22 protein-coding genes and 1 pseudogene are annotated in these 25,826 nt (G+C 41.9%); 16 read left to right on the top strand and 7 right to left on the bottom strand.

The genetic code is table 11. From position 1 onward, the window contains the following. Window positions 1-28: 28 nt before the first annotated feature. Both ahbC and BuS5_RS02880 read right to left on the bottom strand, forming a co-directional pair. The gene (ahbC, locus tag BuS5_RS02885; protein WP_027355326.1) at window positions 29-1,207 is read right to left on the bottom strand and encodes a 12,18-didecarboxysiroheme deacetylase; all 1,179 of its coding nucleotides are present in this window, start codon (window positions 1,205-1,207) and stop codon (window positions 29-31) included. Window positions 1,208-1,238: 31 nt separating this feature from the next. Beyond that, window positions 1,239-3,050, bottom strand: coding sequence for an AAA family ATPase (locus tag BuS5_RS02880; RefSeq protein WP_051375336.1), 1,812 nt, complete (start codon window positions 3,048-3,050; stop codon window positions 1,239-1,241). Between the two features lie 109 nt (window positions 3,051-3,159). On the opposite strand from BuS5_RS02880, the gene BuS5_RS02875 reads away from it, so the two are divergent. From BuS5_RS02875 to BuS5_RS02820, 12 genes and pseudogenes are all read left to right on the top strand, one after another. Continuing rightward, complete coding sequence (locus tag BuS5_RS02875) at window positions 3,160-4,383, top strand: peptidase U32 family protein (RefSeq protein WP_035267001.1); 1,224 nt, start codon at window positions 3,160-3,162, stop codon at window positions 4,381-4,383. Next, complete coding sequence (locus BuS5_RS02870; RefSeq protein WP_027355324.1) at window positions 4,380-6,629, top strand: Tex family protein; 2,250 nt, start codon at window positions 4,380-4,382, stop codon at window positions 6,627-6,629. The genes BuS5_RS02875 and BuS5_RS02870 overlap by 4 nt, the downstream gene beginning before the upstream one ends. Window positions 6,630-6,721: 92 nt before the next feature. After that, complete coding sequence (locus tag BuS5_RS02865; RefSeq protein ID WP_027355323.1) at window positions 6,722-8,275, top strand: type I restriction-modification system subunit M; 1,554 nt, start codon at window positions 6,722-6,724, stop codon at window positions 8,273-8,275. 24 nt (window positions 8,276-8,299) lie between these two features. Then, window positions 8,300-8,971, top strand: a pseudogene (locus BuS5_RS02860) (KilA-N domain-containing protein); the annotation flags it as partial. 105 nt (window positions 8,972-9,076) lie between these two features. After that, window positions 9,077-10,021 (top strand): ORF6N domain-containing protein, encoded by a 945-nt coding sequence (locus BuS5_RS02855; RefSeq protein ID WP_027355322.1) that lies wholly within the window; start codon window positions 9,077-9,079, stop codon window positions 10,019-10,021. Next, entirely contained in the window at window positions 10,014-10,622 is a 609-nt protein-coding gene (locus tag BuS5_RS02850) for a restriction endonuclease subunit S (RefSeq protein ID WP_198012365.1), read from the top strand. The genes BuS5_RS02855 and BuS5_RS02850 overlap by 8 nt, the downstream gene beginning before the upstream one ends. Next, window positions 10,583-11,122 carry a restriction endonuclease subunit S gene (locus tag BuS5_RS02845; protein ID WP_198012364.1) on the top strand — a complete coding sequence of 180 codons (540 nt, stop codon included), beginning with the start codon at window positions 10,583-10,585 and terminating at the stop codon, window positions 11,120-11,122. The genes BuS5_RS02850 and BuS5_RS02845 overlap by 40 nt, the downstream gene beginning before the upstream one ends. Window positions 11,123-11,257: 135 nt before the next feature. Continuing rightward, window positions 11,258-12,265 carry a virulence RhuM family protein gene (locus BuS5_RS02840; RefSeq protein WP_027355321.1) on the top strand — a complete coding sequence of 336 codons (1,008 nt, stop codon included), beginning with the start codon at window positions 11,258-11,260 and terminating at the stop codon, window positions 12,263-12,265. A gap of 68 nt (window positions 12,266-12,333) precedes the next feature. After that, window positions 12,334-14,952 carry a type I restriction endonuclease subunit R gene (locus BuS5_RS02835; RefSeq protein ID WP_198012363.1) on the top strand — a complete coding sequence of 873 codons (2,619 nt, stop codon included), beginning with the start codon at window positions 12,334-12,336 and terminating at the stop codon, window positions 14,950-14,952. Window positions 14,953-15,013: 61 nt separating this feature from the next. Continuing rightward, window positions 15,014-15,484 (top strand): DUF4395 domain-containing protein, encoded by a 471-nt coding sequence (locus BuS5_RS02830; RefSeq protein ID WP_084446352.1) that lies wholly within the window; start codon window positions 15,014-15,016, stop codon window positions 15,482-15,484. Window positions 15,485-15,577: 93 nt separating this feature from the next. Continuing rightward, window positions 15,578-15,931, top strand: a complete 354-nt coding sequence (locus tag BuS5_RS02825; protein ID WP_027355318.1) for a hypothetical protein — start codon at window positions 15,578-15,580, stop codon at window positions 15,929-15,931. Window positions 15,932-15,993: 62 nt separating this feature from the next. Then, window positions 15,994-16,164, top strand: coding sequence for a hypothetical protein (locus BuS5_RS02820; RefSeq protein WP_027355317.1), 171 nt, complete (start codon window positions 15,994-15,996; stop codon window positions 16,162-16,164). Between the two features lie 62 nt (window positions 16,165-16,226). On the opposite strand, the gene BuS5_RS02815 is transcribed toward BuS5_RS02820, so the two are convergent. The 5 genes from BuS5_RS02815 to BuS5_RS02795 form a co-directional block, all read right to left on the bottom strand. Next, a complete protein-coding gene (locus BuS5_RS02815) occupies window positions 16,227-17,468 on the bottom strand; it encodes a hypothetical protein (RefSeq protein WP_035266997.1) in 1,242 nt (413 codons plus the stop codon). Further along, window positions 17,446-18,588 (bottom strand): SPFH domain-containing protein, encoded by a 1,143-nt coding sequence (locus BuS5_RS02810; protein WP_027355315.1) that lies wholly within the window; start codon window positions 18,586-18,588, stop codon window positions 17,446-17,448. Before BuS5_RS02810 ends, BuS5_RS02815 begins: the two co-directional genes overlap by 23 nt. A gap of 1 nt (window position 18,589) precedes the next feature. After that, window positions 18,590-18,901, bottom strand: coding sequence for an HD-GYP domain-containing protein (locus tag BuS5_RS02805; protein WP_027355314.1), 312 nt, complete (start codon window positions 18,899-18,901; stop codon window positions 18,590-18,592). A 4-nt stretch (window positions 18,902-18,905) separates the two neighbouring features. After that, the gene (locus tag BuS5_RS02800; RefSeq protein ID WP_027355313.1) at window positions 18,906-19,373 is read right to left on the bottom strand and encodes a GAF domain-containing protein; all 468 of its coding nucleotides are present in this window, start codon (window positions 19,371-19,373) and stop codon (window positions 18,906-18,908) included. A gap of 297 nt (window positions 19,374-19,670) precedes the next feature. Beyond that, window positions 19,671-20,345: a nitroreductase gene (locus BuS5_RS02795; RefSeq protein WP_027355312.1), complete on the bottom strand. Its 675-nt coding sequence runs from the start codon at window positions 20,343-20,345 to the stop codon at window positions 19,671-19,673. A gap of 432 nt (window positions 20,346-20,777) precedes the next feature. Between BuS5_RS02795 and BuS5_RS02790 the strand changes: the two genes are divergently transcribed. The 4 genes from BuS5_RS02790 (at window position 20,778) to BuS5_RS02775 (ending at window position 25,820) form a co-directional block, all read left to right on the top strand. Further along, window positions 20,778-22,022, top strand: coding sequence for an OmpA family protein (locus BuS5_RS02790; protein WP_274427989.1), 1,245 nt, complete (start codon window positions 20,778-20,780; stop codon window positions 22,020-22,022). A gap of 429 nt (window positions 22,023-22,451) precedes the next feature. Next, on the top strand, window positions 22,452-23,327 hold the full coding sequence (locus tag BuS5_RS02785) for an aldo/keto reductase (protein WP_198012360.1): 876 nt from the start codon (window positions 22,452-22,454) through the stop codon (window positions 23,325-23,327). Between the two features lie 148 nt (window positions 23,328-23,475). Continuing rightward, on the top strand, window positions 23,476-24,633 hold the full coding sequence (locus tag BuS5_RS02780) for an MFS transporter (RefSeq protein WP_027355309.1): 1,158 nt from the start codon (window positions 23,476-23,478) through the stop codon (window positions 24,631-24,633). 29 nt (window positions 24,634-24,662) lie between these two features. Beyond that, window positions 24,663-25,820: a DNA-methyltransferase gene (locus BuS5_RS02775; RefSeq protein ID WP_035266993.1), complete on the top strand. Its 1,158-nt coding sequence runs from the start codon at window positions 24,663-24,665 to the stop codon at window positions 25,818-25,820. Window positions 25,821-25,826 lie beyond the last annotated feature (6 nt).

Genomic DNA, 25,826 nt, shown 5'->3' with positions numbered 1-25,826 from the left:
CGAGCGAGCATAGCGAGCGGGTGGCTAATTATTTTATTTCATCATCTGTCAGATAACATGCCGGATCAGGCGCCCATAAATCTCCCGTAACAGCCTCTGCCCGGACTCTGAAATTACCGGCACAGATATCAAGCCATTTGCAGGTTGCACATCTTCCGGTGACATATTTTTTTTTATCTTTCAGTCTCTTCATAAGGGGCTCTGAAAGATCGGTCCATATTTTGGAAAAAGGCCTGTTTCCGACATTACCGAAGCTGTAATGACGCCAGAACTGATCCGGATAAACCTCGCCGTCCCAGCTTATACATCCTATGCCCCGGCCGGAGCTGTTGCCCTCATTCATCTTGAGGAGTTCAAGCACTCCCTTTGCTCTATCCGGATCCTCTTTAAGTAATTTCATATACAAATAAGGGCCGTCAGCATGATTATCAACAGTTAAAACTTCTTTGGGTTTTCCTTTATCATGCAGTTCTTTGGTGCGTTTTATGATTAAATCGACAATCTCTCTTGTCTCTGTATGAGTTGAATCCTCTTTAACAAGTTCAGACCCCCTCCCGGCATAAACAAGATGATAGAAACAAACCCTGGGTATATCCATCTCTTCCAAAAGATCAAAGATTTGCGGAATTTCACCCGCATTAAATTTATTAATAGTAAAACGCAGGCCTACTTTGATACCGGCCGCCTTACAATTTTCAATCCCTTTAATAGCTGAATTAAAGGCTCCCTTTACGCCCCGGAAGCGATCGTTTATCTCTTCCATTCCGTCGATGCTTATGCCGACATATGATAAACCTATTTCCTTTAATGTTTGAGCGGTCTTTTTTGTTATCAATGTGCCGTTAGTCGAAATTACAGCGCGCATTCCTTTTTTAATGGCATATGCTGCAAGTTCAGGCAGATCCTTGCGGGTCAAAGGTTCTCCGCCTGAAAACAGAATAACTGGGACACCGAATTCGGCAAGGTCATCAATTATTGCAAATCCTTCCCGGGTGGAAAGTTCGTTTTCAAAATCCTTGTCTTTGGCGTGGGCATAACAGTGGACACACTTTAAATTACACTTCCTGGTGATGTTCCATACCACCACCGGCTTTTTATCATGTGAAAACTGTAACAGGTGAGAAGGGAGTTTAGAAGAATGACGCCCATAGCGAAGCGCATCAGAAGGTTCCACTGTTCCACAGTAAAGCTTTGAAATTCCAATCATAATTGTATTCTCGCAAAGGCTGGGAAGCCCTTTAATCAATCGCCGGCAAAGTGCGCCCGCTTAATTCTTTTTTTAATTCTTTTTTAATTAGATTGCTGATATAGTCATCCGGGACGACCAAGGCATCTTTTGTAATAAAAAATCTGTTTCTTCCGGTTTTTTCCCTGATCAATTTTAAGCCATGCTCAAAATTTTGAGTCAACTCCTTGCAAAAATCTTCCAGTTTAACTGAATAGACTACCCTTTGTTCAATTATATAATCAACGGCATCATCTTCAAAAATAATATTGATATCATGCATGTTAAAAAAGTATAGTTCTATCTTTTTGACTTCATCATAATATGACTTTATTTTTTTTAAAACAATGCCGATATCCATTATATTTCTCGAATAATATTCAGCGGCAATATCAATCTGCGGAGCCGTAAGGGCGACATTATACTTGTTGGAGAATGTTTTTTTTCTTGATACCAGGTATTTTTTTATAAACTCTTTCTCATTAACCACCAGTTGTTTATAGACCCTCTCCTGATCACTCGCCTGATCGCTTTCTATAGGAGATAAAATCTTTTCCATATAGGCCCCAGGAGAATCAATAACTGAAGTTGTAGCCGAAAATATTTTAATATCGGTCGATGGGAGTCTTTTTTCAAACAACAGCAATGCCCTTTCCATTGCGCTTACCAGGCCTCTTGCCCCGGTGTTTTCTTCAAAAGCTCGACGTGCCAAAACTCTAAGAAAATCATCATCAAATTTTATATCTATGCCATAAGCTGAAAAATCGAGTCTTTTACCAAGTATAATCGGGTTACTTGGATTTTTCAGGATTTCATAAAGATCATTTCCAGATAATCTTTCAAAAACAGCTATCACCGGAAGTCTGCCGATAAATTCCGATTCAAATCCGAATTCTATCAGGTCTTCGGACTTAACATGCTTCAATTTTTCAGTATCTTTTTCAGCGTTTTTAAGCTGCGCGCCAAAACCGATATTCTGTTTGGTCATGCGCCTTGTTATAATTTCCGGGATTTCAGAAAAAGCGCCGCTCATGATAAAGAGTATGTTTTTTGTGTTAACTGTCCTTTTTTCCCGTTTACCGGTTTTACGATACCTTTCAATTTCCTGGATCATGGAAATCGGATCATGCTGAACCTTCAAATCCACATCCGTCTCTTCCATCGGCTTGAGAAGGGCGCGCTGAACGCCTGTACGGGAAATATCAGCCCCTACAAGGTTACGGCTCGAGGCTATTTTATCAATCTCATCGATATATACTATACCATACTGTGCTATACCGATATCATTATCAGCGTCCCTTACAAGATCCCTGACAAGATCTTCTACATCACCTCCGACATATCCTGTTTCACTGAATTTGGTTGCATCTCCCTTTGCAAAAGGAACGCCTATTTTTTTTGCAATAAGCTTGATCATGTAAGTCTTGCCGACACCTGTGGGCCCTATCATAAGAACATTGTTCTTTATGCTCCCGACCATGTCATCCATCTCAACAGTCGCTTCACCCAAACGCTTTATCCTGTTAAAATGAGTGCATATTTTTGTAGCCAGAACCGCTTTGGCATCATCCTGTTTTACTATATACTGATCAAGATAAAAAATAAGCTCTTCAGGTGTTAAGTCAAAATCTATAATCTTTTTAGGTTTTTTTTTAGACTTTTCCGCCTGCACTTCCCTGGGCAGGACTACAGGCGATACTACCTTTACTGTGCCGCCAAACTTTTTTGCCAGAAAATCACCTATTTCTTTCTCAACCTGTTTGGGATCGGGAATCCCTTCATTCAGGATTTTATTTTTTTCTTTTTTTTTATTTTTTTCTTCCATACTTTACACTATAATCATATCCTTAGTTTTTTTCAAGCTTGATTATGTTTGGAGGGCTGAGTGATTGCGGGCCTATCGCAAAACAAGGTAATATAATAAAATATCTATTATGCATACACAAAACAAAATAGAACTTCTTGCTCCGGCAGGAAATTTTGAAAAACTGGAAATTGCAATTGCATATGGAGCAAGTGCGGTCTATCTTGCAGGAAAGGATTTCAGCCTTAGAAATTTTTCCGGTAACTTTTCCCATGATGAGCTGGATCGAGCTGTTAAGCTTGCACATGCTAATGGAGTAAAAGTCTATATTGCATGCAACATTTATTCCAGAAATTCCGAACAAAACGCAATTGCCGGACATCTTAAAAAACTTGGCGCAATCGGACCGGATGCTCTTATTATTGCCGATCCCGGCATCTTTATGGAAGCTCGTAATTTGGTTCCCGAAATACCGGTGCACCTCAGTACCCAGGCAAACACGACAAACTATAAATCGGTTCTTTTCTGGGAACAGCTTGGAATTAAAAGAATAAATGCGGCAAGGGAACTTTCCCTGGAAGAGATCAATGAAATAGCTTTGCAAAGCGCATCGGAAATTGAAGCATTTGTCCACGGCGCCATGTGCATATCATACTCGGGGCGATGCATGCTGAGCAGTTTTATGGCTCTCAGAGACAGCAACCGCGGGCTCTGTTCCCACCCCTGCAGATGGAAATACTCTGTTGTGGAAGAGCTTAGGCCAGGCAAATATATGCCTGTTGCCGAAGATGATCGCGGCACTTATATTTTTAATTCAAGCGATCTTTGCATGATCGAACATATACCTGAAATGATTAAGGCCGGGATTACATCTTTAAAAATTGAAGGCAGGATGAAAGGGATCAATTATCTTGCTTCAACTGTAAAAGTTTATAGAGAGGCAATAGATCGTTATTATGACAATCCTGATAATTATAAAATGGATGATGAATGGATTAAAGAACTCAGCCATATCAATAACAGGGGATATTGCACAGGGTTTTATTTTAATGACCCTGACCAGATCCTCCCCAATTACGAGCGTCCTCAAAAACCGGAACATAGTTTTATTGCCAAGGTAATAAACGGCGGCTTGGATAATTACGTGTCTATTGAAGTGCGGAATAAAATATTCAAAGGTGATAAAATAAGCATACTTTGTAAAAAAGGGCCGGCAATCAGCGATCAAATCGAGGATATTATTGACAAGGACGGAAAAATCCAAGAATTTGCTCAGCCCGGCAGCATTGTAAAGATTCTGCTTAATGGGCAATATTCTAAAAACAATCTTATTAGAAGAAAAGAATCCGTATGAATAAATATATATCAAAAATTGCATCTGAACTTGAATTAAAGGACAAACAGGTCGAAGCCGTTATAAAGCTGCTTGAACAGGACGCAACCATACCTTTTATTGCGCGCTATAGAAAGGAAGCTACCGACTCCCTTGATGAAATAGAAATAACTGCAATCCGTGACAGGCTTGGCAAACTGAAAGAATTGGACGCGCGCAGGGAGTCTGTTCTTAAATCCCTGGAGCAGCATGGACATTTAACTGATGAACTTGAACAAGAAGTCATGGCGGCTGAAGATATAAGCACCCTTGAAGATATATATTTACCCTATAAACCCAAACGCCGCACCAAGGCTTCCATTGCCAGAGAGAAGGGACTGGAACCGCTGGCCGGAATTATATTCGCCCAAACAGGGACAAATCCGTTCCAGGAGGCTCAAAAATTCGTTGATCCTGAAAAAGGTGTCGATGATGTGGAAGCTGCGCTGACCGGCGCGAGGAATATCATAGCCGAGATTGTCAGTGAAAATCAGGATGCCCGCTCTCTTCTTCGCAGCCTGTTTGCATCCAAAGGAATTGTTCAATCTTCGGTAGCATCCGGTAAAGAATCGGAAGGAAAAAAATACAGGGATTATTTTGAATGGGAAGAGCCTGTTTCGACGGTTCCGTCACACAGACTGCTTGCCATGCGGAGAGGCGAAAAAGAGGATATCCTTAACCTGACAATTGCTCCAAAGCAGGAAGATGCATTAAACATCCTTGAAGAGCTTTTTATACAAGGGAGCGGTGACGACTCCGAACAGGTCAAGCTGGCAATTAATGATTGTTATAAAAGGCTGCTATCCAGATCAATGGAAACGGAAATCAGGGTGGCATCAAAAGAAAAAGCAGATGCCGAGGCTATAAACATTTTTACTGATAATCTTAAGGAATTGCTGCTCGCCCCACCTTTGGCCTCCAAGCGGGTCATGGGGATAGACCCCGGGTTCAGAACCGGATGCAAGATAGTCTGCCTTGACAATCAGGGCAAACTGTTATGCCATGATACCATATTCCCGAATATGAACCAAAAAAAAGATTCTGAAGCAGCGGATCAAGTCAAAAAGCTGTGCAAGCGCTTTAGCATAGGCGCTATAGCTATAGGGAACGGTACCGCAGGAAGGGAGACCGAGGCTTTTCTTAAAAAAATAGGACTTCCTGAAAATATTCGGATTATAATGGTAAATGAAAGCGGAGCTTCCATTTATTCCGCCTCGGAGGTTGCACGGGAAGAATTTCCGGATCTTGACCTTACAGTGCGCGGAGCTGTTTCAATCGGCCGTCGACTGATGGATCCCCTGGCCGAACTTGTCAAAATTGACCCAAAATCGATCGGTGTCGGTCAATATCAACATGATGTTGACCAATCAGATTTAAAAGGATCCCTGGATGATGTTGTAATAAGCTGTGTTAACAAAGTCGGGGCAGATACAAACAGAGCCGGAGTTAAGCTTCTTTCATATATTTCCGGTCTCGGGCCAGGGCTTGCAAAAAATATAGTGGCATACAGGGATGAAAACGGTCCCTTTGAATCAAAAAAAGATTTAAAAAAAGTTTCCAGACTGGGACCAAAGGCTTTTGAACAGTCAGCCGGATTCCTAAGGGTCTATAATGGGGAAAATCCGCTGGATACAAGCGCCGTGCATCCTGAATCTTATCATGTGGTTGAAAAAATGGCCAAAGATATTGGATGCAGCGTAAAAGATCTGATGGCCAAACCGGAGCTCAGAAAAAAAATCGATCTCTTAAAATATGTTAGTGATGATGTTGGGCTGCCGACCCTGAACGACATAATGGATGAACTTGCCAAACCGGGACGTGATCCCAGGGAAGAGTTCGAAGCTTTTACATTTGAGGAGGGAATAGCAAAAATAGAGGATCTTGAAGCCGGCATGAAGATTCCCGGAATAGTGACCAATGTTACGGCATTCGGCGCTTTTGTGGATGTGGGCGTTCATCAGGACGGCCTTGTTCATATAAGCGAGCTCGCTGATGGATTTGTAAAAAATCCATCAGATATAGTCAAGGTGCAACAGAAAGTAAACGTATCCGTCCTGGAAGTAGATCGTGAGAGAAAAAGGATCTCATTGTCGCTGAAAACATTCCCTGGCAAAAAAAGAGCGCCCCAAAAAGACAACCCTGAAAAATTATTTCCGGCAAAACCAAAAAAACAGAAAAATGAAAAGAAACCATTTAACAATCCTTTTGCCGAGTTTTTTAAAAGCTAAACAAGCAGGCGTATATATTCAGCTTGCTTGTGTGCGCTTCGATTGGGCAAAGCCGTCGCGGTTTTTGGTCGGATTAAAAACTGGAAAATTACATGGCAAAAGCCAAAAAGAAGAACAACACCAAAGAACCGATTGAGAAACAGCTCTGGGAAACAGCCGATAAACTCAGGAAAAATATTGATGCCGCGGAATACAAGCACATTATTTTGGGATTGATATTTCTGAAATATATTTCTGATGCTTTTGAAGAGTTATTTGACAAGCTGAAAAAAGGCGAAGGCGAATATGCCGGCGCAGATCCGGAAGACAAGGACGAATACAAGGCGGAGAATGTCTTTTTTGTGCCGGAAATTGCCCGCTGGTCTTATCTGCAATCCAAAGCCAGATTGCCGGAAATCGGTAAAGTGGTTGATAGTGCTATGGATGCCATTGAAAAGGACAATCCTTCGCTTCGGGATGTATTGCCGAAAGTCTATGCCAGAGGCAACCTCGACCCCACCAATCTTGGCGGTCTGATTGACCTTGTGGGAAATATTGCCCTGGGCGATGCAACAACTCGAAGCGCCGATGTGCTGGGGCATGTGTTTGAATATTTCCTTGGTGAATTCGCTCTGGCAGAAGGCAAAAAGGGTGGTCAGTTCTATACCCCGCGAAGCGTTGTTGAATTGCTGGTGGAAATGCTGGAGCCATACAAAGGTAGAGTGCTTGACCCCTGTTGCGGTTCGGGTGGCATGTTTGTGCAGTCGGAAAAGTTTGTGGCCGACCATCAGGGCAGGGTGAATGATATTTCCATTTACGGACAGGAGAGCAACCAGACCACCTGGCGGCTGGCAAAGATGAATCTGGCGATTCGCGGCATCGACAGTTCCCAGGTGAAATGGAATAATGAAGGCTCTTTCTTGAATGACAACCACAAGGATTTAAAAGCCGATTATGTGATTGCCAATCCACCCTTTAATGACAGTGACTGGAGCGGTGATCTTTTTCGCAAAGACGGCAGATGGAAATACGGCGCTCCGCCGACAGGAAACGCAAACTATGCCTGGATACAACACTTCCTGTATCACTTAAGTCCCAGCGGACAGGCCGGTTTTGTTCTGGCAAAAGGCGCTTTGACCTCCAAGACCTCCGGTGAAGGAGACATCCGCAAAGAACTGATTGAAGCCCGCCTGGTGGATTGTATTGTCAATCTGCCTGCCAAGCTGTTTTTAAATACTCAGATACCCGCCTCTTTGTGGTTCTTGAGCCGCAATAAAGCCAACGGCAAGTTCCGCAACCGCATCGATGAAATCCTCTTTATTGACGCCCGCAACATGGGGCATTTGATCAACCGCAGAACACGGGAATTTTCCGCAGAGGATATTGCCGAGATCGCAGGAACCTATCATAACTGGCGAAATCCTGACGGAAATTATGAAGATGTCAAAGGGTTTTGTAATTCCGCCTCCATTGAAAGGGTTAAAGAGCTGGATTATGTCTTAACACCGGGACGGTATGTGGGCATGGCCATTGAAGATGATGATTTTGATTTTAATGAGCGGTTCAGCAAGCTGAAAGCGGAGTTTGAGGTGCAATTGACAGAGGAAGCGAGGCTGAACAAACTTATCCTGGAAAATCTTGGAAAAATTGAGGTAAAAAATGGCTAAAATTGAAGTCAAAGGAACAGAAATACAGTGGAATACCTTAGTATTTGGGAAAAGATTCACAATCCGAATTTTAATTATGGCGAATTCGACCTAATTAAAAATCAGGCAGGATTAAACAGTTACAAAATAAGTGTTAAAGAGTGGGTTGCCAAAACCCATGCCATTGGCTTGAAAGCCAAAGCCGGCAGATACGGCGGAACATATGCGCATAAGGATATTGCCTTTGAATTCGGTATGTGGATCAGTGCTGAATTTAAAATATACCTCATTAAAGAATTTCAACGCCTTAAAGATCAGGAAAAAAAGCAGCTTGGCTGGGATATCCGCCGGAACCTGACCAAAATCAATTACCGGATTCATACCAATGCCATCAGGGAAAACCTTGTTCCCCCGGAACTGAGCAAATCCCAGATCAACCACATTTACGCTACGGAAGCCGATATTTTGAATATGGCCCTGTTCGGTATAACCGCCGCCTTATGGCGGGAGGCGAACCCAGGTAAAAAGGGAAATATCCGGGATTATGCAAACGTCTCACAACTGGTCTGCCTTGCGAACCTGGAGAACCTGAACGCCCTGTTTATCAATGAAGGATTATCCCAGGAAATCAGACTTGAACGGCTGAATCAAATTGCTATTCAGCAGATGAGGATATTGACAGTTGATTCTGGGATGAAAAGGCTGGAGGGGCAATGAATAACTGGAAATTGATAATTATAAAGTGGGGTTTGAGGGGCAGTTGAAGGAAAAAGCGAGGCTGAATGCTTTGATTGCTGAGAATTTGAAGAAGGTGAAGATGGCATGAGCGGAAGTGAATTAATTAAAAATGAAGAAATTCAGAACAGGATTTATACCATCCGCGATCTTCAAGTAATGCTGGATGAAGACTTGGCATTGCTTTATGGGGTTGAAACTAAAGTTTTTAATCAGGCAGTTAAGCGGAACAGCGAGCGATTTCCTGAAGAATTTATGTTTCAAATCAATAATGATGAATTAAGTCATTTGAAGTCGCAGATTGGGTTTTCAAAAAAAGATTCTTTAAGGTCACAAAATGTGACCTTAAAGAGTGCCAGAGGAAAACATCGGAAATATCTGCCGTATGCATTCACCGAACAGGGCGTTGCCATGCTTTCAGCTATTTTAAGAAGTGAAACAGCCATCAAAGTAAGTATTCAGATAATAAGTGCTTTTGTCGCAATGCGTAAATTTATTACGACAAATGCTCAGATTTTTCACAGGCTTGATTCAGTGGAACAAAAACAGCTTGAGCACAAAGCTGAAACAGATGAAAAATTTGACCGGATATTTAACTCCCTAGAATCAAAAGAAATCACGCCGAAGCAAGGCATCTTTTTTGATGGACAGATTTTTGATGCCTATCAATTTGTTTCCGACCTTATCAGAACAGCACGGAATATAATATTAATTGTTGATAATTTCATTGATGATACCGTTTTGACCCATCTCACAAAAAGAAATAAAGGTGTAAAAGTTACGATTCTCACAAAAACAATATCAAAACAACTGGCATTGGATGTAAAAAAGTTCAACAAGCAGTATCCGGCCATAGAAATAAAAAAGTTCAAGAACTCTCATGACCGGTTTATAATCATTGACAATACCACAGTCTACCATTTCGGCGCTTCCCTGAAAGACTTGGGAAAGAAATGGTTTGCGTTCTCGAAGATGGATATCGGAGCGGTTGAGATGCTTACGAGATTAAAGGAGATGAAGGTCAATGATTGAGTGGAGGGAATACATTCTTGAGGATGTAATCGATAAATTCATTGATTACAGAGGGAAAACACCAAAGAAAACAAAGTGCGGAATTCCTTTAATTACTGCAAAAATCGTCAAAGATGGTCGAATTTTAGAACCTAACGAATTTATAGCTGTTGAAGACTATGATTCTTGGATGACAAGAGGTCTACCTGAAATAGACGATATTGTATTGACAACTGAGGCACCGCTTGGTGAAATTGCATTGATTAAGGATAAGAATGTTGCTTTGGCACAAAGGGTAATTACACTTAGGGGTGATAAAAAATTTGTTTATAATCCTTTCCTTAAATATCACTTTCAAAGTAGCAATGGTCAATATGAGTTACAATCAAGGGCATCAGGAACCACTGTTTTTGGCATTAAAGCAACAGTATTGAAAAAAGTTCCTGTAATTCTCCCCCCACTCCCCGAACAGCGCGCCATAGCCTCAGTCCTTTCCAGTCTCGACGACAAAATAGACCTGCTCCACCGCGCCAGAACCAGACCCTCGAAGCCATGGCGGAAACGCTTTTCAGGCAGTGGTTTGTGGAGGAGGCGCAGGATGGGTGGGATGAAGGATGTTTAGGTGATGTTATTGAGCTTGTTTACGGAAAAAGGTTAAAAAAAGAAATAAGAACCGGTGCAGGTTATCCGGTAATTGGATCAAGCGGCGTTGTCGGTTATCATTCAGACTTTTTGGTTGAAGGCCCTGGGATTGTTATTGGTAGAAAAGGTACGCTTGGCAAAGTTATTTACCTGTGGGATAACTTTTTTCCAATTGACACAACCTATTATATTAAATCAAAAGCTGAATCCGCTGGTTTGTTGTATGAATACTTCTTACTAAAGACACTCAATTTTGAAGAAATGAATTCAGACTCAGCAGTTCCCGGCTTAAATCGAGATATTGCGTTATCTACAGAAATTAAAATTGCACCTTTAGGGAAATTGCAAAAGTTCAATCAGTTTACTTCAACATTTATTGATAAATTGAGGGAAAATACAAAACAACTCCGCACCCTCGAAAAATTGCGGGATACGCTGTTGCCAAAGTTGATGAGTGGTGAAGTCCGGGTAAAATTTTGATTGAAAAATCAACCAAACCCTTAGGGGCACGATGCATCGTGCCCCTACCAATACATTTACGCCTCTTCTATTATCCCCGGACATGTCTGCGCACAACACACAGGCAGGCGGCGAAACACCAACAAGGAAAATACAATGAAAAACAATCTCCCTGATAAGCAGTCAAATTTCCTTCTCTACACCGGAAACGATGGGAAGGTGAATGTTGAAGTCTTTCTAAAAGACGAAACGGTTTGGCTGACACAAAAGGCTATCGGCGAGCTTTTTGGTAAAGAAAGGAGCGTCATCACCAAGCATCTGAAAAATATTTTTACCAGCGGTGAATTAGAAGAAAAAAGCAATGTGCAAAAAATGCACTTTAGTCATTCGGATAAACACATCAAATTTTACAACCTCGATGCCATCATCTCAGTTGGCTATCGCGTCAACTCATACCAGGCCACGCAGTTCCGCATATGGGCTACCAGAACCCTGAAAGAATTCATCATCAAAGGCTTTGTTCTGGATGATGAACGGCTCAAACAGGGCAAACAGGTTTTCGGCAGGGATTATTTCGAAGAACTCCTTGAACGTATCCGGGAAATCCGTGCAAGTGAGAGACGATTTTACCAAAAGATCACCGACATCTACGCGCTTGCCGCCGATTATGACAAAAACGCGCCGGTAACAAAGGATTTTTTCGCAACTGTTCAGAACAAACTCCACTGGGCGATCACCGGAAAAACAGCAGCCGAAATTGTTTACGATTCGGCAGATGCAACAAAACTCTACATGGGGTTGACCAACTGGAAACAGGCGCCTGACGGCAAGATTTTGAAATCCGATGTCTCCATCGCAAAAAATTACCTGAACAAAGCCCACATCAAGAAACTGAATCAAATCATCTCCGCCTATCTTGATCTGGCGGAAAATCGGGCACAACGGCAGATTTTGATGAAAATGCAGGACTGGATTCAATTTCTCCATAGTTTTCTGGAACTATCCAGCTACCCGATACTACAGGATAAGGGCAAAGTCAGCGCATTGGAAGCAAAACTAAAAGCCGGGCAGGAATACGAAGAATATCGTGTAACACAGGATAGAGACTTCATCTCCGACTTTGACAAAGAGATACAGCGTATCAAGGGGGAAGACTATCTATAAAGAGAAAGAACTCGACGAAGCGGCAACTGCCGAGGAATTCTCGGTAGTTCAAATTGATGGGAATGAGCATGACTAAAATCACCGAATCCGAAATAGAACAATTTGCCATCGAATTCCTTGAAAAGCAGGGCTACGGGTATATCTATGCCCCAGACGTGGTAGGGGCACGATACATCGTGCCCCTACAAGCATCGTGCCCCTACAAGAATGTGCTGCTCATGGAGCGACTGCAATCAGCCGTCGGCAGGATTAACCCGTCTATTCCGGCAGATATCCGCGAAGACGCTATCAAGCAGATACAAAGGCTAAACTCACCGGAACTCATTGCCAACAATGAAGCATTTCACCGGATGCTTACAGAGGGAATAAAGGTCGGCTATCAGAAGAACGGCTATAACCGGGGTGATCTTGTATGGCTTATTGATTTTATGAATCCGGAAAATAACGATTTTCTGGTTGCCAACCAATTTACCGTCATTGAAAACAATATCAACAAACGCCCGGATGTAATTCTTTTTGTGAATGGTCTGCCTTTGGTGGTTATCGAACTAAAAAATCCGGCTGATGAAAACGCAACAATAAGATCGGCATTCAAACAACTGCAAACATATAAACAGGCAATCCCCGGCCTGTTTACCTATAACGGTTTTATGATTATTTCCGATGGTCTGGAAGCAAAAGCCGGTTCCATCTCCGCGGGATTAACCCGTTTTATGGCCTGGAAAACTTCGGACGGCAAGGAAGTAGGGGCACGTTGCAACGTGCCCCTACCCATCGGCCAATTGGAAACCCTTATCAAGGGCATGCTGAATAAAAAAACCCTGCTGGATCTGATACGTCATTTCATTGTCTTTGAGAAATCAAAAAAAGAGGACAGAAAAACTGGGATCATCACTATCCAGACAGAGAAGAAACTGGCTGCCTATCATCAATATTATGCTGTAAACAGGGCTGTTGAATCTACGTTAAGAGCCGCTGAATATTTGCCTGTGCAGAAGATTGAGGAATCCCCTGCAAGTTATGGCCTGCCGGGTGTAAAAAAACAGCCTTCAGGAAATCGAAAAGGCGGTGTGGTATGGCACACCCAGGGAAGCGGCAAATCGCTTTCCATGTTTTTTTATACGGGAAAGATTGTTTTGGTAATGGACAACCCCACGGTTCTGGTCATTACCGACAGAAACGATCTGGATGACCAATTGTTTGATACCTTTGCCGCCTCAAAGCAATTACTCAGACAGGAACCTGTGCAGGCGGAAAACAGAGACCACTTGAAGGAACTGCTCAAAGTCGCATCGGGCGGCGTGGTCTTTACCACCATCCAGAAATTCCAACCAGATGAGGGCAATGTTTATGAAACCTTATCTGCAAGAAGAAATATCATTGTCATTGCCGATGAAGCCCACCGGACCCAGTATGGTTTTAAAGCCAAGACCATCGATGCCAAAGATGAAAACGGCAATGTTGTCGGTAAAAAAATTGTGTACGGTTTTGCCAAGTATCTGCGGGATGCGCTGCCCAATGCCACGTATCTTGGATTTACCGGAACACCCATTGAAAGCCATAATCTGATGCAGGCCATTGCGCGGGTGAATCGTGTCTATAAGGATAAACCCGGCGGGCTTGTGGTGGATTACCTTGGTATTGCATCAGACCTCAAAAAAGCATTGTCGTTTTATTCGGATAGCGGGGGTAAAGGCGACCCTGCAATCGCACAGGAAAAAGCGGTTCAAATGATGCTGGAGAAACTGGAAGTGGTTTCCCAGATATTTCACGGATTTGCCTATGAAGAATACTTCGAAGCCGACACAGGGGGAAAGCTTTCTCTGATACTCGCTGCGGAGGAACATATTCTGGGCCTGAAAAATGGAAAAAAACGATACATAAATGAAGTAACCGCCCTGTCCCGGGCTTTTTCCATTGCCATCCCCCACGAACAGGCCATGGATGTTAAAGATGAGGTCTCGTTTTTTCAGGCGGTAAAATCCCGTTTGGCCAAATTTGACAGCACCGGTTTTGGTAAAACAGACGAAGAGGTTGAAACAGCGATTAGACAGGTTATTGACAAAGCATTGGTAACCGAGAGGGTTGTAGATATTTTCGATGCCGCCGGAATCAACAAACCTGATATTTCAATACTTTCAGAAGAATTCCTTTTGGAAGTCAAAAACATGGAGCATAAGAACATTGCTCTGGAAGTTTTGAAAAAACTGCTGAATGACGAAATAAAAACCAGAACCAAAAAGAACCTGATACAAAGCAAATCCCTCATGGAAATGCTGGAAAATTCCATTAAGAAATATCACAAAAAGATTTTAACAGCAGCAGAAGTCATTGAAGAATTAATTGAATTGAGCAAAGAAATTCAGAAAATGGACAAAGAGCCTCAGGAAATGGGGCTGTCTGATTTTGAATATGCTTTTTATACGGCCATTGCCAATAACGACAGTGCTCGTGAGTTAATGGAAAAAGACAAATTAAGAGAACTGGCTGTTGTGTTGTTTGAAAAAGTAAAGGCCAATGCTTCCATCGACTGGACAATTAAGGAAAGCGTTAAGGCAAAATTAAAAATCATTGTAAAAAGAACATTACGGCAGTATGGCTATCCACCGGATATGCAGAAACTGGCAACAGAAACAGTTTTAAAACAAGCTGAATTAATAGCGGAAGAGATTACGCGTGGAAAATAACCTTTTTTGCCCTGTTGGCATTTGTTCTGAGTTATTTTTGTGCGAGCCCTAAGTGTTATCAATGAAAGGAATCTTTATTATGCAAAAAATGTGTCCCATATCGTTCAAACAAGTAAATGAAAGAGCTGTGCAAATAAATGCAGCTTTAGCTGTTTTTTCTATTATATTTTTTTTCTTAACACCTTATAAATGGATTATTTTGGTTTTAGCTATTGATTTTTTTATACGTGGCTTTCTTAATCCGTCATATAGCTTTTATAGTGCCATCAGCAAAACGATTCTTCGTATTTTCAAAATAAAATCTTTAATGGTTAATGCCGGCCCTAAAATTTTTGCTGCGAAAATCGGATTTATATTTTGTTGTATGACAGCTATATTTTATTTATTTAATTTTCAGAAAATAAGCTTGATTATTGGTTCAATTTTTGTGTTTTTTGCTGCTCTTGAGGCAATTTTCAGATTCTGCATGGCTTGCAGGATATATCCGTTTATATATAAATTTAAAGATAACCAATTTATAAAAAAGGTTTAAAAAAGTGCACTTTGTAACTTTTCAATGTATAAAACGTATAAAACAACGATACACATTCATTATTAACATTATTAATTAAGGAACTTGAGACTAATGACTGAAAAAAAAGAAAACCAACAAATCAATCTTAAAGTTGACGAAAAAAATCTTTACAGAGAAGAAGGATACACAGACATGAAGGTTGCCTCAATAAGAAAACTTGTGCCGGTTTATCCGGATGGAACTAAAGATGAAAGCAGGATTTCTATCTTTATCGGCGCTACCCAGTTAATGTCCCCAGAAGGCCCCTTGCCTGTTCAGACCATTTTGTCTGCAAATAATTTACAAGAAGCTATAGCCGTTTTTCCTGAGAGTATGCAAAAGGCAATGGAGGAGTTGATGCAGCAGATGCGAAAAATGCAGGCAGAGGAAAAAACAAAAAATGATTCACGCATTATCGTACCTTAATCGTAGGTGCAGACCTGCGCATCTGTACACATCTTTCCAATAGCACAAATACGGAGTTTTAAATGAGTTCCATTGATGAGCTGATACTAAAAACCACAAAGGAAATAGTAGTAAAATTTATTGAATTAGGAAGGCTTTCTCCTTCAAATTTCCATTCTGCCTTCAAAGAAATGTATCAAACTATCGCAGAGACTGTAAAAGATGCAAGCGAGGCTTCGAGTACCAAAGAATAAGAATAAGAATAAGAATAAGAATAAAATAATGGACGATTATGGAAGATATGAAAAGCCATGATTCATAAATTGCCTGCGTGGGAAAGCATGTTTTTGTTGATGCAAATTTTGTATTTACGCTGCATATATTCGTGGTGCTGTTTATCAAATGGGATATAAACCAGCAGAAAACTTTTGGGTTTTATTTTTATTTTACTTAGTTCGGATATTTTGCTTCTTGGTTTGATAAAACTGCCCAAAATTATTTTAAGGCCCTCAATGGCTTCCTTAACCGGCAGGGTTACCGGATATATGTTTGAATCCGGCAGGCTGTTTTGCAAATTGTCCTGGGGCTGCAATAGAGTCAAATCACGCTGAATGCGCAGGAAAATTTTTGGTCTGACCTTAAAGCCGAGCGTCCAGAAAAAAAATTCCTTCTCCTCCCAGTCTTTTTGTATAACTTTGGGTATGTTGGCAATTCTTGCGAGATCTGCATAAGAGGAAAGATCAAGGCCGCTGATTTCAGCCTTGACCCTGTAAAACGGAAAGTAGGTTATATTATCACCTTGTCCGGGGATATGTACAAATTTAAGCGGTTTCAGCTCTTTTCGGCCGGGCTGCCAGATGGAATTGCAATTTCTGCATGTAAGCACCAGCGAACCACGATCCCCTTCCATATCCCAGCCACAGTGCGGGCAAAGCGTTGGAACAAATCGCATGCTCCATGCCGGAGATCCTCCTGGTAACGTTTCAATATCAAAATTATCGGGCACCTGGTTTGAAATGGGTTTATTTAAAACAGCGTCGTATAAACGCTTGTCTAAATAAAAAGGAGCATAGATCAAACTCAGGGATTCACCAATATGGGCTGTATGAAAGCAATTGCCTGTTATGTTATTAGGCGAACGTTTGTCTATTATTTCCATCACTTCATTGATGGACAGCTGAGGCTTCAAAAAATTACCCTTTGTATCCGGTGCAACAAACCGCATCTTCAGGGTTTGAGTTCTCAATCCGGCGGAAACTGGAAAAAAAGTTGATTTAACTGCCTGATAGCTGATGTCTAACAACCGGTGGGTAATGCCATTTGTAGAAGCCGCAAAAAAAAATCCTTTAAAACGCCAGTATGGGAAAAATATAAGTTCCTTGTCCCCGGGAGCCTTGTTAGGCAGCATGAAACGGAAATAATCCTTTTGCATAAGATATGACTTGACACGGCAGTACTCACAACGGATCAGGCGGTCCGTTTCATTAAGCGTGGCAGGAGCCCCGCATTGGGGGCATTGATATTCAATCAGTATATTAATATTCTTCTCCACACTCATCGCAAAAAGTGGCGCCCGGCAGATTTTCTTTGCCGCACTTTGTGCAGATTACAGCTTTTGGTTTTTCATCTGCAGGATGCCCGCATCTTGAACAGAATTTGGCGCCTGGAGTTAAATTTTTTCCACAGTTTTCACATTTTTTAAATATGACCTGTTGATGTCCGCATAATGGACAGAATTTAGCATTCACAGGGATCTTGTTATGGCACTCTGAACATAAGGACTCAAGCCGGCCGGTTGATTTTTCTTGAGCAGGATCCATGTAAGCAGGATTCATGCCGGCCGTAAAATACTGGGCAAACATGGCAGGCATCATAAGCCCCAGTCCGGTGCCCATGCCTGCGCCGGTATCCGCTTCCGAGGCTTTTTCCATGGCCATGGCCGCCTTCATCTGCATTAGTTTGTTCATGTCCTGAAAAACACCCATGCGGCTCTTATCATCAATAGCCTTTTGAACCTCAGGGGGTGGAGTGACTGAAGTAATATAGAGTTGAGTTAATCCAAGCCCGAAACGGCTGAAATCCTTTTGAAGACGCTCGGCAAGCCCTTTGGAAAGTTCATCGTATCTGGCCGGCAGGTTAAAAATTGAATCTATGGTTTCGCCCATATAATCATTAAACCTGGAAACAATAACCCTGTTAAGATATTCTTCAATTTCAACGGTTGTAAACATTCCCTGGGTACCGACCAGGCTGTTGATAAAAAGGACTGGCTGGATTATCTGCACGTCAAATACCCCAAAAGCTCTTAATCTTATCAGCCCCAGGCTGGAATCCTTGAATGCCACCGGATCCCTGGTGCCCCATTTTAGATTTGTGAATATTTTCAGATTAACAAAATAGACCTCGGCCCTTAAAGGTGAACTCAACCCCCATGGCAGGGCCGCAATTTTTGTAAGAATCGGTATATTGCCTGTTTGCAGGGTATGTCTTCCCGGCCCGAAGGCCTCTACTGCTTTGCCTTTGTAAAAGAATACACCGGCCTGACTCTCCCTTATGGTCAACTGCGCTCCGTACTTTATATCTCCGGAGCCTGTTGCCGGAAGGCGATGAACCAACTCATTGCCGGTTTCATCAAACCACTCAAGATTTTCTAGGAAAACAAGATTGTTAGCGCTCATATTATTCTACCTCCATATCAACTTGTTCTTTTTTCATCTCTTTAATTGCATATTCATAATAAACGCGGCTCTTAATAAAAAGATCGTAGATATCCGGATCTATATGGCGCTTTTTTTTCATTATATCCATAATTTTAATCGCCTCGGAAAGTTTCATAGATTTCTTGTAAGGCCTGTCTCCCGCAGTGAGGGCTTCAAAAATATCTGCAATAGCCATAATTTTGGACTGTACCGGTAATTGTGCGGAAGTAAGCCCTCTTGGATAACCGGAACCATCCGGCTTTTCATGATGCGCGCCTGCATATTCAGGCACATTTTCAAGATTCCTTGGGAATCAGCATCGACTTTGATATGTAACCCGTTGCCGCATCATAATCCCTGGGACCTGTAAAATCGAATCCGTTTGCCTTGTATACATCCTGGATATTAATTGTTTTTCCTGTAATCGCCACATATGAAGAGACATTGGAATAGTTCGGTCTTTCTACCTTATAAAGTGGAACATCAGGCATGGCCTTTTCAAAATTTTCAATGCCCTTCATTCTTCTCTTCAGGGTTTCGTTCTGCAATATCTGAAAACTGAGCCTTTTTTTATCCTTGCTCAAAATGTACAATGTACCGGCATCTGCATTGGACATTGCCCTTGCTGCATCAACAATCATCTCAAGTAATTTGTTAAGATCTTTTTCCATGGAAAGTGCCAGACCGATTTTGGCCTGTTTTTTTATATGCTTGATCTGATTTTCCGCATAAAGCTTGACCTCCTTGACCACGGTTCTGAGCAACTTGTTAAGGATATGATCCTTTGCCAGATTATTCAGATCAAAAATCCCGTTTATTTTGTCATTGCCATCTGAGTTATTCAGTCAGGAATCCATTTTCATTAGAGCCAATTTCAAAACGCCCCCTTTTGCCCGATCTCTGCGTAAGGCAAAAAATTTAATACTCGAAATACTTAATGTATTCCTGTGGTTAATTTTTTTGACTTTCTTGACCTCGAACAAAATTGAACATTTTGAAACCGGCTCATTATTTTAGAAAAATAATACCAACAATAAGAAGCAAGAAACATACCAGAAAAATCAGGCAAAACCGCACCAATTAGCTATGCTATCTATAGACTCCCTCTCACTCTCCACACTGTTTGCCGGAAAATTCCAATCAGGAAAACCTATGGCAATAGAAACTACAAGAAACCGCGATTTGGGAATATCGGCCCATTTTCTCACCACATCAGGATACATGACACCCTGGTTCTCTATGCAAGTACCCAGGTTGAAATGCAAGGCGGCAAGACAGATGCTTTGCATGACAGCGCCCATATCAAGAACCGGGGCAGCTTCCGAAAGGGATCTGTCCAAAGAAAGAAGTATGGCGGCCGGCGCATCAAAATAGCGGAATCCCCTTTCCATCCATTCCGTCCTCTGCTTTTTATTCTTTCTATCTATACCCATCAGCTTAAAAAGCTGAATTGCCAGATTCACCTGCCGGTTACGATATATACCATCCCGCGGCCACTCCATCAGCTTAAGTTCCGGGTTTGGAGGTATGCCTGATTTTATTTTTCGGATATGTCCTTTTTTGATATTTTCCATGACATCACCCGAAATAACGGTAAACTCCCATGGCTGGGTATTCAGCGCTGACGGAGCCCTCCCGGCAATTTCAAGTATCTCTCTTATTACCTCTTTAGGAACAGGATCGGGTTTAAATTTTCTTATGCTCTTTCTTTGTTTTATAGCTTCTATAATCTCCACAACTCTCTCCTTTGAAACAGAATCAATCTGAACAAATGATATTAATTTTATCTATATCTATTATAAAAGGCACGACTAAAACATTTTTAAAGCTAACCGATTAAAATAAAAAAGCAAAGAAATTAATATTAATGTTTGCTTTTAAGATCATCTTTTGCAGCTCTAAGCTTCATTTTAAGCTGGATTTATATAAAAATGATGAACCTTTAATGATACATAGAGGTTATCGATATAAAATTAAAGCAGACTTGATGTTAACCTTTCCGTTATACGCGCTGCGCCATGCGCACATTTTATCCGGAAATAAAGCTTGACATCGTATTAATAGTAATAATACGTATGAAAAAAATATTGCGTAATATTTTCCAAACAGGCCGGCCATGCAATTTCATTCATAAATGATCGTTTAATGTAACAAAAAAAGGAGGTTCCATGAAAACAAATTTTTTTTTAGCAGGTTTATTAATTCTATTAATTGGTCTTGCAAACACTGCAAACGCCGAGAACAAGGCAGGCGCCTTTACCGTCTCACCCATGCTCGGAGGGTACATTTTTGAGGATAATCAGGACATAGAGGAAAAGGCTGCATACGGTCTGGGACTGGGTTATAATATAGATCAAAACTGGGGTCTGGAGGGAATGTTCAATTACATAGATACTGATTCCGAAAAAGACGCCGGTGATGTGGATGCATATATTTACCGGATCGATACTCTTTATCATTTCACGCCTGACAAAAAACTTGTTCCTTACATAGCCACAGGTATCGGCGGCATAACACTCGACCCCTCCCGGGAGAGTAATGATACCGATTTTTTGGTTAACTACGGTGGCGGTATTAAATATTTTGTCAATGACTTTACAGCATTACGCGCAGATGTGCGCCACATTATCTCATTTAATGATACATATAATAATCTGGCCTATACCTTCGGCCTCACCTTTCTATTAGGTGGTGAAAAAAAAGCCCTGGCAGCTGAATATAAAGACAGCGATGGTGATGGTGTTTATGATCATATGGATCAATGCCCGAACACACCCCAGGGTGTTGCTGTCGATGATTCAGGTTGTCCATTGGACAGCGACGGTGATGGGGTTTATGATCATATGGATCAATGCCCGAACACACCCCAGGGTGTTGCTGTCGATGATTCAGGTTGTCCATTGGACAGTGACGGTGATGGGGTTTATGATGATCTTGACAAATGTCCGAATACCCCCAAAGAAGCGACTGTTGATGCTGCAGGCTGCCCCCTGGACAGTGACGGCGATGGTATTTATGATTATCTTGATCAATGCCCGAATACGCCCAAAGGAGCCACCGTCGATGAGACTGGATGCTGGGCCTTCGGAGGAGAAATATTTTTTGATTTCGATAAATCGGAGCTTAAACCCGCTGCCTGTCCTTTGCTGAAGGAATCTGTCAACATACTGGAAAAAAATCCGGAGATGAAAGTTGAGATCCAGGGGCATACGGACAGCGAAGGCGATGAGGTCTACAACCAAACGCTTTCAGAAAAACGCGCTATGGCGGTCAAGGCATATTTGGTAAAACAGGGGATCAATTCAAACCGGCTTGAGACAAAAGGATACGGTTCATCAAACCCCATAACATCCAATGATACAAAAGAAGGCCGTCGCAAGAACCGACGGGTCACATTCGCACTGATACATTAAAAATAAATATATAGACCATCACATAAATAATTTCACTGCGTTATAGGTCGTCGGAGTAGTGGTTCAAGATTTTGAACCACTACCACCTCTATCCTTGTGAAATGAATTATCTGACACTCTACCAGGTGCAGGAAAACTAATAAAAAATTATGTAACCGTTAACAGTGAACGGTTACATAATCACAACAAACTCCGCACCGAATTCCTTTCAATTTTTCCGCATTCTTTAACAGCCCTTCTTTTATGGCGCTCTTTTTCCCTTCCAATGCTTATATTTTGTTTAATGAAAAATCTCTTTTAAACAACGCGAAAGTATGGCATAAATAGTAGTTTAACTACTTGATACGATAGGATTCAACTAAGTATTGCAGCAATATAAATTTTATATATTTATTCACTTTCTATACATATTGCTTTAAAGAGGGGAAAATGATCGAAAAAAGAAGCATTGGAGTATCTGGTCTGCTTGTACGTCCCATTGGCCTGGGGTGTATGCCTCTTTCTCTAAAGGGACGTTTTCCTGATGGCTATGGCGTCAGTGTTTTGTGCGCGGCGCTGGATGCCGGAATGGATTTCCTGGACACTGCAGACGTTTATTGCATTGATCATACCGACGTTGGTCATAACGAGCGTTTGATTGCCAAGGCCCTGGGTGAGTGGAAGGGGGATTCTACATCAATCGTCGTAGCTACCAAAGGCGGCCTTGAGCGTCCGGGCGGCGCCTGGATTGTTAATGCCGGACCGGATCACCTGGAGACGGCCTGCGAGGCAAGTTTAAAAGCCCTGGAGCTTGAAACCATAGCACTCTACTATCTTCATGCACCAGATCCAGAAGTTCCACTCGCCGAAAGTGTAGGCGCCTTGGCCAAACTTCGCGAAAAAGGCAAAATTCAGCATATCGGGCTTTCAAATGTCAGCGTGACAGATATCAGGCTGGCAAGTTCCATAGTACCAATAGTCAGTGTTCAGAACCGTTGTAATCCTTTTGATCGTGAGGCTTGGCAGCAGGGAGTTATTTCCCATTGCGAACAAAACGGGATTGCTTTTATCGCCTATAGCCCAGTAGGAGGCGGAACCGGAAAAGTGAGATCGAAGCAACATCCGGCATTATGCCGGGTTGGGCAGCGTTATGATGTCACACCATTTCAGATTGCGCTGGCCTGGTTGTTGCGCAAATCTTCCAATCTTATTGCGATTCCCGGAGCTAGCAGGATGAAAAGTGCCGTGGACAGTGCCGCCGCCATGAATATCATCCTGAGCGACAATGATATGGCGGAGCTGGATCATGCTTTCCCTTCGACCTGACAGGATCAACCCCTTGCTTGCCATACTTTCAATAGGAAATACCAAATTCAAGGGAAGGTTGCAGAAAGTTTTATCTTGATGCAACCGCCTTTTCCCAGCCACTCATGCCTGCCGCGTCAACAATAAGTACAAGGAGCCCAGTTGCTGAATGAAAATAGATAATTTTTTATGCGTGCAGTTCCTTGCTTTTTGCCTGGTTGCGGCGGCATTTACTACTGTATATATCCCTCAACCGGTTCTGCCTGTTATCCAAGAGGAATTTAACGTTAACGAAGCCTTTGCTTCCCTGACTGTATCACTTGTAATTCTTGGCATTGCTCTTTCAAATCTTCCATTCGGCAGGATCGCGGACAGTTATCCCATCAAGCCGATTATTCTGCTGGGCGGTACAATCGTAACTATATGCGGTCTGTTTTGTGCGGTAACCTCCAGCTTGACAATTATGATAGTCACCAGGTTTATCCAGGGGCTCTTCCTTCCGTCATTGACCACCTGTTTAGCCGTGTATCTTGCCCGGAACATGCCTGCTGAAAGGCTCAACGTTGTTATGGGGCTGTATGTTTCAGCCACCGTAACGGGCGGTATGTTCGGACGTCTCCTGGGCGGATGGATATATCCGCAGCAATGCTGGCGATCTGCCTTTATCAGCGCATCTGTTTTTCTTTTTTTTTCCACCATTGCCGTTGCCGCCCTGCTTCCCCGGGAGAAAAAAAGTGTTGTTAAAGAAAATTTCGGTGAAGGTTTTATCAGCCTGATTTGCAGGTTGGATCTATTGAGGATATACTTTGTTGTTTTTGGATCATATTTTGTTTTTTCATCCATCTTTAATTATATGCCGTTCTATCTGGCAGGGCCTTCCTTTGAAATGTCAACAGAGTTTATCGCGCTTATTTATATCACTTATATTACCGGGATTATCATAAGTCCCCTTGCCGGTAAACTGAGCAACAGAATCGGCAACGGCAACACCATGATGATAGGCACGATAATTTTTGGCTTATCCATAAGTATTACACTTATTGAATCAATAACGGTGATTGTGATCAGTCTTATAGGCGCTTGCGCTGGTTTTTTTTCCATTCATGCCGCCGCCGCAGGTTTGTTAAACTGCAAGATCGACTCAAGCAGAGGAAGAGCCAATTCTCTTTATGTGCTTTTTTATTATATTGGAGGAAGTGTCGGCATAACCCTGAACGGATATGCATATCTTTTTTTTGAATGGACCGGTGTGGTTATGCTTGGCCTGCTGATGCTTTTAATGCCTCTGATTACAGGTATTATAGAGAACAGGCGGCTTAAATCCTAATTAAACGAAGACTATGGGATATAAATAGTATGTCAATAAAAACAGAACATAACATAATATATGAAAATGCGGCAAATATGGAACAGATTACTGATGAAAGTGTTGCTTTAATTGTAACATCGCCGCCTTATCCCATGATACAAATGTGGGATGAAATCTTTTCAAGTCAGAATAAAAACATAGCTAACGCTTTGTCAGATGGCGAAGGGACGCTCTCATTTGAGCTTATGCATAAGGAGCTTGACAAGGTATGGAATGAAATATACCGTGTCTTAAAAAATGGGGGATTTGCATGTATTAATATCGGGGATGCAACCAGAACCATAGGCGGCAATTTTTGTCTTTACCCGAATCATTCAAGAATTTTACAATATCTGCAGCAATCAGGCTTCAGTATCTTGCCGGATATTCTATGGAGAAAACAGACTAATGCTCCCAATAAATTTATGGGTTCCGGCATGCTTCCTGCAGGAGCTTATGTTACTTTAGAACATGAATATATTTTAATAGCCAGAAAGAATGGCAAGAGATCGTTTACAAGTGCCGAAGAGAAGAGGAACCGGCATAATAGCGCTCTCTTTTGGGAGGAACGAAATGTATGGTTTTCCGACGTCTGGATGGATATAAAAGGAACAACCCAGAAACTGCATGACAAAAAGACCAGATCAAGGAGCGCTGCCTTTCCATTTGAGTTGGCCCACAGATTAATTAACATGTATTCAGTAAAGAATGATATAGTCCTCGATCCCTTTATGGGAACCGGCACCACAATGGCTGCGGCCATGGCATCCTGCAGGAACAGTATCGGATTTGAGTTTGATTTAAATTTATGTAATACAATAGAGTCCATAAAAAAAAATATAGTCGATTTTTCCAATAATTGCATTGAGGACCGTTTACAGCGTCATTTAGCTTTTGCCGAGGAGAGGATAAAGGCAAAAGGACCATTGAAACATACAAATGATAATTATGGATTTCCCGTTGTAACATCCCAGGAAAGGAAGTTATTGTTGAACCGACTGACCGGAATTAAAAGCACAGAAATTGGCAGGTTTGAGGTTTCCTATGCATCAGGGGCTTCCCATGAATTTCAGGAAGAGAAGGTTTTCGGCCATGAAAATAAAAAAGATGAAACGATAAAATATAACAAAAGTAAGGAAAAACAACAATATTTCAATTTTAATTAGTTTTTT

The sequence above is a fragment of the Desulfosarcina sp. BuS5 genome (genome assembly GCF_028752835.1).
Lineage (GTDB): Bacteria > Desulfobacterota > Desulfobacteria > Desulfobacterales > BuS5 > BuS5.
The sequence above is the reverse complement of the archived record's forward strand: the minus strand, read 5'-3'. Positions and strand labels throughout refer to the sequence as shown.

Bases quoted from the DNA above. Each gene is read 5' to 3' on its own strand.
- ahbC (WP_027355326.1), bottom strand. From the start codon at position 1,207: ATGATTGGAATTTCAAAGCTTTACTGTGGAACAGTGGAACCTTCTGAT.
- BuS5_RS02880 (WP_051375336.1), bottom strand. From the start codon at position 3,050: ATGGAAGAAAAAAATAAAAAAAAAGAAAAAAATAAAATCCTGAATGAA.
- BuS5_RS02875 (WP_035267001.1), top strand. From the start codon at position 3,160: ATGCATACACAAAACAAAATAGAACTTCTTGCTCCGGCAGGAAATTTT.
- BuS5_RS02870 (WP_027355324.1), top strand. From the start codon at position 4,380: ATGAATAAATATATATCAAAAATTGCATCTGAACTTGAATTAAAGGAC.
- BuS5_RS02865 (WP_027355323.1), top strand. From the start codon at position 6,722: ATGGCAAAAGCCAAAAAGAAGAACAACACCAAAGAACCGATTGAGAAA.
- BuS5_RS02855 (WP_027355322.1), top strand. From the start codon at position 9,077: ATGAGCGGAAGTGAATTAATTAAAAATGAAGAAATTCAGAACAGGATT.
- BuS5_RS02850 (WP_198012365.1), top strand. From the start codon at position 10,014: ATGATTGAGTGGAGGGAATACATTCTTGAGGATGTAATCGATAAATTC.
- BuS5_RS02840 (WP_027355321.1), top strand. From the start codon at position 11,258: ATGAAAAACAATCTCCCTGATAAGCAGTCAAATTTCCTTCTCTACACC.
- BuS5_RS02835 (WP_198012363.1), top strand. From the start codon at position 12,334: ATGACTAAAATCACCGAATCCGAAATAGAACAATTTGCCATCGAATTC.
- BuS5_RS02830 (WP_084446352.1), top strand. From the start codon at position 15,014: ATGAAAGGAATCTTTATTATGCAAAAAATGTGTCCCATATCGTTCAAA.
- BuS5_RS02825 (WP_027355318.1), top strand. From the start codon at position 15,578: ATGACTGAAAAAAAAGAAAACCAACAAATCAATCTTAAAGTTGACGAA.
- BuS5_RS02820 (WP_027355317.1), top strand. From the start codon at position 15,994: ATGAGTTCCATTGATGAGCTGATACTAAAAACCACAAAGGAAATAGTA.
- BuS5_RS02815 (WP_035266997.1), bottom strand. From the start codon at position 17,468: ATGAGTGTGGAGAAGAATATTAATATACTGATTGAATATCAATGCCCC.
- BuS5_RS02810 (WP_027355315.1), bottom strand. From the start codon at position 18,588: ATGAGCGCTAACAATCTTGTTTTCCTAGAAAATCTTGAGTGGTTTGAT.
- BuS5_RS02790 (WP_274427989.1), top strand. From the start codon at position 20,778: ATGAAAACAAATTTTTTTTTAGCAGGTTTATTAATTCTATTAATTGGT.
- BuS5_RS02785 (WP_198012360.1), top strand. From the start codon at position 22,452: ATGATCGAAAAAAGAAGCATTGGAGTATCTGGTCTGCTTGTACGTCCC.
- BuS5_RS02780 (WP_027355309.1), top strand. From the start codon at position 23,476: ATGAAAATAGATAATTTTTTATGCGTGCAGTTCCTTGCTTTTTGCCTG.
- BuS5_RS02775 (WP_035266993.1), top strand. From the start codon at position 24,663: ATGTCAATAAAAACAGAACATAACATAATATATGAAAATGCGGCAAAT.